Raw genomic sequence first — 12,929 nt, forward strand, 5'->3', positions numbered from 1 at the left:
AAACCCCGGCCCCCAAACCCCACCACTCCAGGGGACTTACCCCCCCATTGGTTCGGTCGGGGTTCGATGAAGGTCTGATCAAGATTCCCAAGAGAAGCTGTGGGCACCGCGAGACCGATGCACAGTGTGCAGCTGACACGAGAACCGGATTCCGAGTGCAAAAAAGGAGACCCCCATGGCGCATGGGCATGGTGGACACGGGCAGGTGCAGGCTCGTGGGTGGGGCATGGCTATCTCGGCTTGGCTGACGGGAATCTACTTCGTCATCGAGTTGGCGATCGGGCTGTGGACCGGCTCGGTTGCGGTGATCTCGGACGCTTTTCACACCTTCTCGGCGGTCGGTGGTGTCCTAGTCGCCATCTTCGCTGCTCGACTCGCCCGCCGCCCCGCAGACGAAAATCGCAGCTTTGGCTGGTACCGCGCCGAGATCGTAGGCGCGCTGGTCAATGGCGGTTTCCTGCTAATTATGGCGATGGTGGTGATCGTGATGGCTGCCATGCGCATGAATGCTCCGGTTGACCTGCCCACGACGCCCATGCTGTGGGCAGCCGCGGGAGGCTTGCTTACCGAAATCGTTGCCCTGAGCCTGATCTGGAAACAAAGCCGCAGCGACATGAACGTTCGTGGCGCGTTGTGGCACATCATCCAGACCTTCGTCGGCAGCCTGCTCATCATCGTCACCGCACTAGTGATCAAGTTCACCGGGTTCTTGCTGATCGATCCGCTGCTCGGTTTGGCGTTCGGCTTCGTGCTTGTATGGGCAAGCTGGAGCATCCTGCGCGACGCCACCCATCTGCTCATGGAGGGCACACCCGACGAGGTCTACCTGTCTGACGTGACTGAAGACCTGGCAGCGATAGATGGGGTGGAAGACGTCCATCATGCCCATGCTTGGGCACTAACCAGTGGACGTTTCGTGTTCTCCGGCCACCTGCGCACCTCCGCAAGCGCCGATCCGCAGATCGTTCTCCAATCCGCCTCCAACTTGCTTCAGGATCGGTACGGCTTCTTCTTTTCTACTGTGCAGGTGGAGACCGACTGTCCCGATGAGTCTGCGGCAGCAGCGATCGACATCACACGTGCGGCGGGTACGAGGAGGGGGCAGGAGTAAGGACCTTGATCCTGCTTGCGTTGATCGCGGTTTAGTCACCCGGGACGATTGCGGGGTGGCTCCGGCCGGCCCGCGTTCGAACCAAAAATCACGTCGGGGTAACGGTCGGGCGATGCCGTAGATGAAGAACAAATGGCGTATGAACTGCTGATTTCTGGATTCTCAGGAAACTCTCCGTGACAGGACGATATGCAACTGTTACCTTTTCGGGAGTCTCCAGTGGTCGTCGGTATGAAGCTGCGACCATCGCTTAAGTTGAAGGAATCAATCATGTCGAGCTCCTCCAAGAGCGTTCCGTTCGCCGATCTCATGGACTCGCTTGGTGTGGGCCACCGCATCTCTGCTGGTGGGCGTCATCGCGCCAACCGATCCAGGGGAGTGGGCCGGATCGCCGCCACCACGCTGGCTGGCGCCGCAATCGCCGGTGGCGCGGCGCTTAGTGTCGCCCCTGTGGCCGCTGCCCAATCGTCTGATCCCGAGCACGTCGGACAGATGGTCGAAGAGGCTGCCGCCCGCTATGGCATCGGAGCTGACGCGGTCCGCCAGTATGCAAGTCAGGCCCCCGGGCTGAGCCAGGCGCTCGGATTCGATACTGCTCAGTCGTCGTCTTCGGCGTTTTCGGTCGCCAGCCAAGCTCACAGGCCGACTGATGGAACGATCACCTCTGGCTTCGGCTCGCGGTGGGGCGCTAACCACAATGGCACCGACATCGCTGCGCCGATCGGCACACCCTTGTATGCAGCCAAGTCCGGCACGGTCGTGGCCTCCGGCCCCGCTTCCGGTTATGGGTTATGGATTCGCATCAAGACCGATGACGGCTATCTCTTGGAGTATGGCCACAACAATGCCAACTACGTCACCGAAGGCCAGCAGGTCACCGCCGGCCAGGTGATCGGTGAAGTCGGTAACCGTGGCTACTCGACTGGTCCGCATGTGCACTTCGGCGTACAGAATCCCGCCGGCCAGTGGATCGACTCGGTGTCATGGTTGGCCGCGAACGGCGTCGTCATCTGAGGACGTAGACAACGACCTGCTGCTCGACACTTCCGATCCAGGCCCGGATGCCACAATTCGGCACGCAACACGCTGATCTCGCCGGATCGGAACCATCCCTGCCGACAGTGGCGGGAGGCGGGCACGATTAATGATCGCCGGAGCTAGTGCCGACAGGAGGGCCCCGATGCCGACCGTCTTGCCATCACGCCTATCGTGAACGGCGTGCAGAGGGTCTTTCGCGTGATGACGCCGGGGTGGTTGATTTCCTTCATCGCCGTCGCACTGTTCGTCTATACGTGCTTCACACTGTTGGCGCCATGGCAGTTAGGCAAGAACGAGGATTTGAAGACGCGCAATTCCCAACTTCTTCACAGCGTCGAAGCCGATCCAGTGCCGTTGACGGAATTGACGGCGCGGGACGCGCCGTTGGACGAATCCGAGTGGCATCGGGTCACAGTAACCGGTCGCTATCTGCCCGAAGACGAAGTGCTCTTGCGGCAGCAAGCTGTCGACGGGGAACAGGTTTACCAAGTTCTCACCGCATTTCGGACCGAGGGCCGCGATGATCTGCTTATTAATCGTGGATGGGTTCGCGTTGGCGAGAACAACACGGTGCCGACCTACCCGGCCGCGGTAGCCGATCCAGTGACCATCACCGCCAGGCTCAGAATGCCCACCGACACCCCGGCCGAACCGATAGTTCTGCACGATCGTCACATGGTGCGCTCCATTGAAACCTCGACGATCGGTCGGGTTCTGGATCTCGATCTTGCTGGCTATCATCTCCAGCTCCCCGGAGGTCAACCAGGATCACTCGAGCCAACTCCGATACCGGAAGTCGAGGCGGGTTCGTACCTGTCCTATGGGCTTCAATGGCTTGCATTCGGAGTTCTAGCGCCAATTGGGCTTGGCTACTTTCTGTGGAGTGAAATCCGGGAGCGGCGCCGCCAACGTAGCCAGGGCAACGACGAGCAAGGCAGCCTAGGCGACGGTGCTGTGGGACCTGGTGACAGGGATATCGATCCTGATGTCGTATCCGGTCATATTGCTGAGGTGGATGCGGCCACGGAGGCAGTGGCCCATGACCGCCTCGTAACGATGACCGTTCGTGATCGCTACGGCACCAGATTTGAGGCTGAACGCCGACGGCGTCTACGTCCGAGAAATAGGCTCGATTACTGAGTCCAATCCTCGAGCTGGCTCTCGCCCTTACCTCGCGGGAGCTCATCAATTTCTCGCCCTCGGCGCCCTGCCCGACATGCTCACGTTGAGCGCCTGCAGCCGGCCCGGCCGACGACGGGTCCGCTCCCGATATCGGCGCGCACTCATGGCCGGGGATCTCAGCCCCGCCGACGGCGGCTAGCAATCCACCCCACCAGCATCGCGAATACTGCGGTGACCGTGATGATGAGTTCAGGAATTGAACGTAATCGGGTGGCAAGTGTGAACTCGGTATTGAGCGGGACCTGTGCGACGAGGGCATCGGCAGTGAACATTTCGGTCTGCTCGAGGACATCGCCATTCGTCGCGATAATCGCGCTGACACCGCTGGTGGCTGCTACCACCACCGTGCGGTTGTGTTCGACAGCGCGCAGCCGCGACATCGCCAGCTGCTGATAGGTCATGTCGGTATCGCCGAAGGTTGCATTGTTCGTTGGTACCGCGATCAACTGCGCCCCCGACCGAACCGACTCGGATACCAGATTATCGAACGCGACCTCATAACAGGTGGCCACAGCGAGCGGTGTCTCATCGATGGTCACCACACCATCGCCGTTACCGGGCACGAAGTTGCCCGCCTGCGCGGCATAAGGCGAAAGCTTGCTCACGATCGATCGCATTGGCAGATATTCACCAAATGGAACCAGGCGTCTTTTGTCGTGCGCATCGCCAGGTCCTGTTCCTTGCTCCCACACCAGCGCTGTATTTCGGGTGGTACCGGAGCCAGTGGACACCACCGCCCCCACAAGGATCGGAGCGCCGATCGTCTCTGTGGCCGCATCGATCCGCTCTGCAGCGTCGGCATTGCGAAACGGGTCGATGTCTGATGCGTTCTCCGGCCAGATTACCAGATCTGGTGCGGGCTTCACTCCCGCGGCGACCTCGGCGGCGAGAGCGTCGGTACGAGCCACATGATTGTCCAGTACAGCGCGCCGTTGCGCGTTGAAATCCAGACCGAGTCGGGGCACGTTGCCCTGGACTAGGGCAACCGTTTTAGAGGGGGTGGTGATCGCTGCGGTAGGGACGGGCATCGAGCCGAGTGCAGAGGCGGTCACAAGCACCGACCCGAGCAGCGACACCGAGCGCCAGGCGGAGCGCCGAGCAAGTCCGACGACCACTGCAGCCGTCGCGCTGCCCCCCAGTGCAACGGACAGGCTCACCCCTGGCGCCCCAGCGATCTGAGCGATCGCCAGTAATGGTCCATCAGTCTGACCGAACGCCAGCCGGCCCCAGGGAAACCCGCCGAAGGGCAGGCGTGCTCGAACGGCTTCGGTGGCCACCCAGCAGCACGCGATCCACAGTGCAGCCCCGGGCAGCCGCGCCACCAGTGCGGTGGCCCCAGCGAAGACAGCGACTGCCACGGCCTGTAGCGCCGCTAATGCTAGCCAGGGGACAGCGCCGACATAAACCCCCACCCAGGGCAGTAAAGGTACGAAGAACCCGAGACCAGCCAGGTATCCCAATCCGAATGCGCCGCGCACGCTGATCCCTCGGATCGACAGGACCAAAATGGCAAGACCGGCCGGGGCGAGAAACCACAAGGATAGAGGCGGGAAACTGGTGTACAGCAGTATTCCTGCGCCCAATGACGACACCATTCGACCAAGCGCACGGCCGACGGGGTGACTATTTAGCCACCGCCGAGAAGGCGTTGACCACGGTTGATTTCGGGTAACCCCGCCCATCCTGAGGCCGACTGCTGGCAGCACCACCGATTGCGGCCCACGGTTCTTCTGTCGTGTTGTCATGTCACGCTCGCGAGGTGCGCTCTCGTCTTCCGCAGAGGTCGCGGGGGGAGCGAATCGAACCCGTTCACGGCCTCGCTGAGTCCACGCGCGCGGCCCCGGAGCGGGGCCCGGCACATGCCTCCGACCGGGACGCACAGAGCGGATCGGAAGCATATCTGCCGGGTCACCCGGCGAGCTGGCCGATCTGGAACTCGGCGAGCCGCGATTGTGGCTGGGACGCTCCACTGTGCTGGTCGGTGAAACTCTCTGTCCCGTCTGTGCCGCACAGCTGCTCGATCCGGTCCGGCCCGCCCGGGTGTTGGTCGACCCACGCGGTGAGGTCATAGACGATGTTCTCGATCACGGTCCAACACGAGTCGGTCGAATCGTTCTGCTGGACCTCGGCCATCGTGACCTGTTTTTCGGCTCTCTCGCCCGTCTGGAGTTGCTCTGCCTGCTCTGGCGCGCCCGTGTCGTTCCCGGCGCAGCCCACAGCTAGGAGCAGGGCGGCGGTGGAGCCGGAGGCGGTGAGTGTCCTGCGCAGTCTCATTCGATCTCCTCGTATAGTGATCTACCGAAAGTCCAGGCGGCCAGCCACGTACACAGGACCGTGAGCACCAGTGCTACGCCGATGTGAAATGCCAAGGTCGAACTGCCCCCTAAGCTCGCTTGGGCGAACGTGGCCCCGAACAGGACGAGGGCGACGACTGCAGCCCAGCGACCTCGCCGTGTAGCCCACGCGCGCCACCCTAGAACCAGAGCCAGCACGCCGGTGAGGACATGAAGGGCGATGGCGGCCGAGCTGTGGACGTCCAGACTGGTGCCGTCCTGGACCAGCACCCCTGCCGAAGTGAAGAGGAGTCCGAGGGCGCTGACTGTCACTAACGCCACCGCTCGTGCGAGCAACAACAATCGTCCGGAAATCTGTAAATCTTGTGATCGCGACACTTTCCCTTTCTCGAGCTGCTCGTCCACTTCTTCGTGGTGGGAGGCGGCCGGCGACCCGCCCCACTTGTCCCCCAATGCCGCACGCACTGTCACATCTGGAGATTGTGCTGTGCTGACCTCTTGATTCGGTCGGGGTTTGATGAAGGTCTGATCAAGATCCCGGACGTGACGGTCGCTGACGCGCTGCTGATTTGGTGCGCGGCCAGTTGGGGTGAACCTGGGTGAAGCCTGTCAGGACGTCCAGCTTCCGAAGGCCTTCCCATGTCGCCCACGTAGTCCCTGACACTCGCAACAGGCAGCTTGATGAACGCTGCCAGAGGCTGTGGTCAGAGGGAGACTCTAGGCACGATGCACGCTGGTGGGGGCCGCTCCCGGTCGTTCTTCGACACGGGTGACGAGGCCCCCACTTCTTGCGACGGCGGACTCTGCTCGTCTAAGTTCGAGCAGAAGTCACATCACGAAACCATCACGACATAGCGGCAGGGGAGACACGGCGGCAGTGGAGCGAAGACGTGCACACCGCAAGGAACACCCTTCAACTGTCGACATCTGGGCGAGTTCTGGTCGCCCTCGAGGTGGCGGTACGCATCGCCAACCCTCCGCCCGGCCCGAGTTACGAGATCAGGTCGTCGTCGTCACGGTCGCCGCCGGGGCCATCGTATCCTCGATAAGTTTTCTAGTGGACCAGCACACAGAGGCTGGTGGTGAGCACATTCACCTAATCGCGCACGAGGAGTCGATCAGTCCTGCTGGCCAGTCTGGAGACATAGCCCTTCCCCCGGCTGAACTGCCTGGGCCCGTTGCGGTGCAAGGCGACCTCCCGCTGGAGAGCGCTGCCGCCATGGTGTCGTCATTGGCGGCAGGCACCGAAATCGACGCTCGCCGGCAAGTTGCCGAGGAGACCGCGCGCCGTCCAACAGCAGCGATGCCGACAGTCGGGACCCTCACGTCTGAGTTCGGCCAACGCTGGGGCTCGCTCCACGGCGGCATCGATATCGCAAACGCGATCGGAACCCCGATCGTGGCGGCCACTGACGGGACCGTCATCGATGCCGGCCCGGCGCAAGGGTTCGGCAATTGGGTCCGACTGCTATCGGATGAGGGCACGATGACCGTTTATGGACACATGGAAGAGGTTCTCGTGTCCACGGGCCAGCGTATACAGGCTGGACAGACGATTGCCCTCATGGGAAGTCGTGGCTTTTCCACCGGGTCGCACTTGCACTTCGAGGTGTGGTTGAACGAGGGACGGGAGCGCGCCGACCCCATCGAGTGGCTCCGGCAAAACGGTATCGCGACCAACTGAGTCAGCCCTTGGAGTGAGCCGGGGTCTGCGGTAAGGAGATCGTGAATCGGGCGCCGCGGCCGAGCCCGTCGCTGTGAACGCGGATATGGCCTTCGTGGGCTTCGACGAGTGCACGGGTGATGGTGAGTCCGATGCCGCTTCCTCCGTGTGCCCGGTCGCGTGCGGTGTCGACGCGGTAGAAGCGGTCAAAAATGTGGTCGAGGTGCTGCGCTGCGATGCCTTCTCCAGTGTCGGCGATAGTGATCTCCACGTTCCCGTTGTGTAGGCGACTGGTGACGGTGACCATCCCACCTGAGTCGGTGTGGCGGAGCGCGTTGTGCAAAAGGTTGGTCAGGACCTGGTTGATTCGATCACTGTCGACAGTGATCGGTATTGCCTGATCAATACGTGCTTGGAGCAGCACATTTTTGTGCGAGTACTCGGGGCGCAGGGCGTCGATCGCGGCCGCGATGATGCTGCGAGTGTCGGTACCGATGGGGATGAGACGCGTGAGGTGTTCTTCGGCTCGGGACACTGCGCTGACGTCGTGAGCGAGCCGGCCTAGCCGACCAGTCGCGGTTCGCAGAATGCGCAGCGTGTCGTCGTCGAGTGCACGGACGCCGTCTTCGATCGCCTCAAGGTGGGATTCGAGCGTGGCCAGGGGAGTCCGCAACTCGTGTGCGAGATCTGAGAGCATCCGTCGGCGTGTGGTTTCGGTGGCATCTAGTCGTCGTGCCAGTTCGTTGAAGCTGGCGACAAGATCGTCGAATTCACGACCTATTCTCGGCTCGTGCACTCGTGAGTCGTATTGTCCACCGGAGATCTGCTGGACTGATCGGGTGACCGGGGTGATCGATCGTTGAACGCGGCGGGCGATGTAGCCGCTGACAGCCAGCGACAAGATCACCGATACCGCCAGTGCGATCGACCAAGACAGCATCATTGACGAGTTGAATGCCTCCTCCATATGGGCTGCTTCGGAGGAGTTCTGTGACAGTCCGGCCATCTCCAGATGCTCGTGGAAGATCCCGGGGGCAAGTATTGCGGCGACGACCCAGGCACTGACTGCGAAACCGATCATCACAAAAGCGAGCGCCGCCAGTAGCCGGGTACCGAAGGTGGCAGTGGTGAACCACCGCTTGAGGCGCGTCACGTTGTCACCCAGGTCGATCCGGCTCACTGACCATCTCCGGTGCGGTAGCCGACACCGCGGACGGTGCGGATGTATGCGCCCCGGGACGCAGTGTCTCCGAGCTTGCGTCTGAGGTGCGCGATGTGGACATCAACCAGGTGCGTGTCGCCGACCCAGTCAGGCCCCCAGATGGCACTGATCAACTGCGTCCGGGACAGCACCAAGCCGGGGTCTCGCGTCAGTGCCGCCAAGAGGTCGAACTCGGTCCTGGTCAACTGAACCGGGGTGGTGTCGACGGTGACCTCGCGGCCTTCGACGTCGATCGCCAGTGCCCCAATCCTTCGCAGCTCTCTGTGTTCGGAGGCCGCGGACGGGGAGCGTAAGGCTGTAGACGATCGAGGACGGCGCAGCATGACTTGGATGCGGGCCATGAGCTCTCGTGGGCTGAACGGTTTGGTCATGTAGTCGTCGGCTCCCACGGACAGTCCGATGAGGGTGTCGACCTCCTCGGTGCGGGCGGTGAGCATGACGACATACGCATCGGAAAAGGTGCGCAACTGGCGGCACACTTCGACGCCGTCCAGTCGCGGAAGGCCGAGGTCTAGCACGACGACGTCGGGATCAATCTGCCGGATCAGGTCGACTGCATCCTGCCCGTCGTGAACGATCGTGATGTCGAAGCCCTCGCGGGTCAGATAGGTACCGATGAGATCGGCGAGCTCACGCTCATCTTCGATGACCATCGCCCGCAGCCCTGTGGTCGCGCGCGTGGTCGGTGACTCACCTTCAGGTCCGGCGTCTCGAGAATCGGATGTGAACATAAGGCCTCAATCATCGTCGTAGGTCTGCCACTGGCGCCTATCGCGTGCTTGATCTTGATCAGACCTTCATCAAACCCCCACCGAATCAATGGGGTCGGCGAAGGACAATCTCCAGATGTGACTATGCGTGCTACAGCGGTGCTGATGATGCTATGAAGCCGGTGACGCCCCACCGAAGCTGCCCCTCGTTCCGGTTCGTCGCACCGGGAACGGCAGAGGGGACTCATAGCAGTGCCTAGGATGGCTCCGGTCACCGCGTTCCTGCGCAACTCATGGCGCACTCTCACCGCGATGCGCACGGCATTGATTCTGCTATTTCTGCTGGCAGTGGCGGCGATACCGGGGGCACTCCTGCCGCAGCGCAGCCTCAACCAAGGAAACGTCAATCAGTACATCGCGGACAACGGCTGGCTGGGGGAGTTCTTCGACAAGCTCCAGCTGTTCGACGTGTTCTCCAGCTGGTGGTTCACAGCCGTGTACGTGTTGCTGTTTATATCGCTGGTGGGCTGCCTGACACCGCGGTCGATTGATCTGGTCAAACAACTCAAGGCCCCGCCGCCGCTTGCCCCGCGTAACCTTGCACGCCTGCCGCATCATGCGGCGTACCGGACCACGGCCACGCCGGAGCAGGCCGCGGACCAGGTCCAAAAGAGCCTCAAGGGCTGGCGGGTCCGTCGCAACAACGGGGACGGTCGCGTGTCGGGCAGCATCGAGTTGTCCGCGGAGCGCGGGTATGCGCGCGAGGTGGGCAACATCGTATTCCACTTCGGCTTGCTGTTCCTGCTGATCGCGTTCGCGGCCGGCAAGTTCGTGTACGCGGAGGGCATGCGGGTGATCATCGCCAACGAGGAATCGCCGGCCTTCTGCAACACCACGCCTAGTGCGTACGACTCGTTCCGGGCAGGTCTGCTGGTAGACGGCACTGACTTGGCGCCGTTCTGTATCAAGGTCGAAGACTTCCGTACCGACTATCTACCCAATGGCCAGGCGGAGATGTTCACCTCCAACATTCGCTTCAGCGAGGAGGTCACCACCACCGATCCAGACACATGGGAGCCCTACACATTGCAGGTCAACCACCCGCTGCGCATCGGCGGCACCCGTGTCTACCTCCAAGGTCACGGCTTCGCGCCCACGTTCACGGTCACGTTCCCCAACGGCGAGACCCGTACAGACACAGTGCAGTGGCAACCGACGGACCTGTTGACTTTTCTCTCCTCCGGCATCATGCGCTTTGATCCGCCAGCCGGCATGTACCCGGACATCGACGACCGCCTTGAGCAGCAGATCGCCATCCAGGGGCTGTTCGCCCCGACCGCCTCGTTCGACGGCAACATACTCAGCTCCCGTTTCCCGCGGATGGACGACCCGGCGGTGGCGATCGACGTCTACCAGGGCAACGCCGGCCTGGACAATGGCGGCGCACAGTCGATCTTCTCGCTGGACCCCGACCTAATGGAGTCGGGCGCGTTGGAGCGTAGGGCCCGCGTCAACCTCATGCCCGGCGAATCCACGACCCTGCCCGATGGCACCGAGGTTCGCTTCGACGGAGCCGACGAGTTCATCAACATCCAGGTCTCGGAGGACCCTACTCAAATCTGGGTTGGCGTGTTCGCTGCCGTCATGGTGGGTGGACTCGTCCTGTCATTGATGGTCCGTCGCCGAAGGATCTGGGCACGGATCATTGTCGACGAGGCCCAGGCGACCCGCGTCGACCTGGGCGGCCTCGCCAAGACGGACAGATCGGGCTGGGGCCGGGAATTCGACGACCTCCGGGACCGGCTGGCCACCATTGCTACTGCTACACCCGTCTTGCCCCCTAGCGACACTGCATCTAATCGAGGCGACGACCCCGACGCTTCGTGGAAGGACAACATCCGGTGAACACTGTAATTCTCGCGCAGGGACTGCCTGTCAACGAGACGCTCTCCACCTACAGCGACCTGGCGTATAGGTCCGCGTTCGGTCTATACGTGCTGGCGCTTGTCGCATCGTTGATCTACTACGCCGGATTCCGGGTAGCCAACGTGACTAAATCAAGCCGGAACCTAGTGGGTGCCGGTGGGCCCGGGCTTACAGAATCAACCTCTCTCACCGACACCGGAGACGAGGACCGTGAGTCCGCAGGCAGTGTCCGCTGGGCACGGATCGCACAGCTATTCATCATCATCGCCTTCCTCTTCCAAGCGGCTGCGCTGATCCTGCGCGGGGTGGCCACAGGTCGCTTCCCGTGGGGCAACATGTACGAGTTCATTCTGGCCACCACGCTGCTGGGCGTGGGCGCCGGGCTGATTTTCCTGCGCAAGCCGGCCCTACAGGTGGCCTGGCCATTCGTACTGGTACCGGTTCTTATCCTGCTGTTTTTCGGCGGCACCAACCTGTATTCCGAAGCCGCTCCCGTCGTGCCGGCACTGCAGTCGTACTGGCTGCCCATCCACGTCTCGATCATTTCGCTGGGATCGGCCATACTGCTGATATCCGGCGTCGCCTCGATCATGTACCTGATCCGGGTGTGGCAACCGCAGGGTCAGGAAACGGGCTGGAGCTCTGGGCTTTCCCGCCCACTACCGCATGCCGACACTCTCGACCGACTGGCCTATCGCACCGCTGTGATCGCATTCCCGATCTACAGCGTGGGCATCCTGCTGGGCGCTGTCTGGGCCGAGGGCGCGTGGGGTCGCTTCTGGGGCTGGGACCCCAAAGAGACTGCCTCCTTCGTCTCTTGGGTCCTTTACGCCGGCTATCTGCACGCCCGTGCCACCAGTGGCTGGGGCCCCAAGAAGGCCGCTTGGATCAACCTCGCCGGGTTTGCGGTGCTCATCTTCAATCTGTTCTTTATCAACATCGTGGTCTCCGGTCTGCACTCCTATGCTGGCCTGAACTGAACGGTTGAGGAGCACTTCGCAGCCTCGATATCTGCTTTAGAAAGCGCAGCATCCAACTCCGCGAAATGAAAGAAACGGGGCCGGCTATCGCCCCGGTCCGACTCGGGCAGGAGACGCTTTTTGGCACCGTGCGAGGCGAGCCGGGTAACCACACTGGGCTAGGTGGAACCGTTCGCGGCACCTCGGGGAAGCCGGTGGCTCCCTGAGTCCGACTACGAAGAGATCGGCAGAACGAAACTGTGAGCTCCCGCAATGAATCCGAACTGACCGGCCGCCGTGTCCGCCCGGCCACCTGGGCGATCCTGGCGTGGATGATCATCATGATCGCCGCCATCCTGGGGGCGTGGAAGGGGTCGGAAGCCCGGTTCGGTGTGCTGTCGGAGATCACCGTGGCCACCGACCGCAGCACCGTCAAGGCTCTGCCCTTCACCGCGACCGACCTGGACGGCAACTCCTTCACCAACCCGGTGCCCGAATTCGTGGTGCGCAGCGAGCACACACTGACCGTCCGATTGTCCACCGAGCTGCGCGAGTCGACGATGAACGTCTACGAGGTGCGTCAGGGCGGTACCAACGAGTACATCGTCGAGGCTGGCGGTGCCGGCGAGCTACTCATTCCGGTGAGCACCCCGGAGCATGGCCCCATCGAGGGCCTAGCCATCCGGTCGGTCCCGATCTTCTATGACAAAGCCGGTGAGCCGTCGATCCTCAACGGCGAATGGTCCGTGTCCTTCGTCTACGAGGACTGAGCGCCCCAGTGGCGGCAGCGGTATCGGCCTGACCATCACTCGCGCACTCGTCGA

General features: G+C 62.3%; 12 protein-coding genes. 7 read left to right on the forward strand and 5 right to left on the reverse strand.

Going from position 1 to position 12,929, the window contains the following annotated elements; all coding sequences use genetic code 11:
* The first annotated feature begins 175 nt into the window (after nt 1–175).
* From G6031_RS09145 to G6031_RS09155, 3 genes are all read left to right on the forward strand, one after another.
* The gene (locus G6031_RS09145; RefSeq protein WP_095719382.1) at nt 176–1,111 is read left to right on the forward strand and encodes a cation diffusion facilitator family transporter; all 936 of its coding nucleotides are present in this window, start codon (nt 176–178) and stop codon (nt 1,109–1,111) included.
* Between the two features lie 270 nt (nt 1,112–1,381).
* The gene (locus G6031_RS09150) at nt 1,382–2,125 is read left to right on the forward strand and encodes a M23 family metallopeptidase (RefSeq protein WP_081615259.1); all 744 of its coding nucleotides are present in this window, start codon (nt 1,382–1,384) and stop codon (nt 2,123–2,125) included.
* Nucleotides 2,126–2,320: 195 nt separating this feature from the next.
* Nucleotides 2,321–3,289, forward strand: coding sequence for an SURF1 family cytochrome oxidase biogenesis protein (locus tag G6031_RS09155; protein ID WP_347238474.1), 969 nt, complete (start codon nt 2,321–2,323; stop codon nt 3,287–3,289).
* Nucleotides 3,290–3,447: 158 nt separating this feature from the next.
* On the opposite strand, the gene lnt is transcribed toward G6031_RS09155, so the two are convergent.
* The 3 genes from lnt to G6031_RS09170 all read right to left on the reverse strand — a co-directional run bounded on the left by lnt (nt 3,448) and on the right by G6031_RS09170 (nt 6,096).
* The gene (gene lnt, locus G6031_RS09160) at nt 3,448–4,926 is read right to left on the reverse strand and encodes an apolipoprotein N-acyltransferase (protein ID WP_241737275.1); all 1,479 of its coding nucleotides are present in this window, start codon (nt 4,924–4,926) and stop codon (nt 3,448–3,450) included.
* A 313-nt stretch (nt 4,927–5,239) separates the two neighbouring features.
* Entirely contained in the window at nt 5,240–5,605 is a 366-nt protein-coding gene (locus tag G6031_RS09165) for a cytochrome b5 domain-containing protein (RefSeq protein WP_017836387.1), read from the reverse strand.
* Nucleotides 5,602–6,096, reverse strand: coding sequence for a hypothetical protein (locus tag G6031_RS09170; protein WP_223210127.1), 495 nt, complete (start codon nt 6,094–6,096; stop codon nt 5,602–5,604). The genes G6031_RS09165 and G6031_RS09170 overlap by 4 nt, the downstream gene beginning before the upstream one ends.
* Nucleotides 6,097–6,808: 712 nt before the next feature.
* Here G6031_RS09170 and G6031_RS18895 point away from each other — a divergent pair.
* The gene (locus tag G6031_RS18895; protein ID WP_227022435.1) at nt 6,809–7,309 is read left to right on the forward strand and encodes a M23 family metallopeptidase; all 501 of its coding nucleotides are present in this window, start codon (nt 6,809–6,811) and stop codon (nt 7,307–7,309) included.
* Between the two features lies 1 nt (nt 7,310).
* Here G6031_RS18895 and G6031_RS09180 read toward each other — a convergent pair whose 3' ends face one another.
* Both G6031_RS09180 and G6031_RS09185 read right to left on the reverse strand, forming a co-directional pair.
* A complete protein-coding gene (locus G6031_RS09180) occupies nt 7,311–8,468 on the reverse strand; it encodes an ATP-binding protein (RefSeq protein ID WP_017836390.1) in 1,158 nt (385 codons plus the stop codon).
* Complete coding sequence (locus G6031_RS09185; protein ID WP_120286497.1) at nt 8,465–9,163, reverse strand: response regulator transcription factor; 699 nt, start codon at nt 9,161–9,163, stop codon at nt 8,465–8,467. The genes G6031_RS09180 and G6031_RS09185 overlap by 4 nt, the downstream gene beginning before the upstream one ends.
* Nucleotides 9,164–9,481: 318 nt before the next feature.
* Between G6031_RS09185 and G6031_RS09190 the strand changes: the two genes are divergently transcribed.
* The 3 genes from G6031_RS09190 to G6031_RS09200 all read left to right on the forward strand — a co-directional run bounded on the left by G6031_RS09190 (nt 9,482) and on the right by G6031_RS09200 (nt 12,875).
* Nucleotides 9,482–11,125, forward strand: a complete 1,644-nt coding sequence (locus G6031_RS09190) for a cytochrome c biogenesis protein ResB (RefSeq protein ID WP_182653090.1) — start codon at nt 9,482–9,484, stop codon at nt 11,123–11,125.
* On the forward strand, nt 11,122–12,126 hold the full coding sequence (gene ccsB / locus G6031_RS09195) for a c-type cytochrome biogenesis protein CcsB (protein WP_182634330.1): 1,005 nt from the start codon (nt 11,122–11,124) through the stop codon (nt 12,124–12,126). The genes G6031_RS09190 and ccsB overlap by 4 nt, the downstream gene beginning before the upstream one ends.
* A gap of 239 nt (nt 12,127–12,365) precedes the next feature.
* Nucleotides 12,366–12,875 (forward strand): DUF2771 family protein, encoded by a 510-nt coding sequence (locus tag G6031_RS09200; protein WP_007626376.1) that lies wholly within the window; start codon nt 12,366–12,368, stop codon nt 12,873–12,875.
* The last annotated feature ends 54 nt before the right edge of the window (nt 12,876–12,929 follow it).

This window comes from Dietzia sp. CQ4, from assembly GCF_014145125.1.
In the GTDB taxonomy this organism is placed as follows: Bacteria; Actinomycetota; Actinomycetes; order Mycobacteriales; family Mycobacteriaceae; genus Dietzia; species Dietzia natronolimnaea.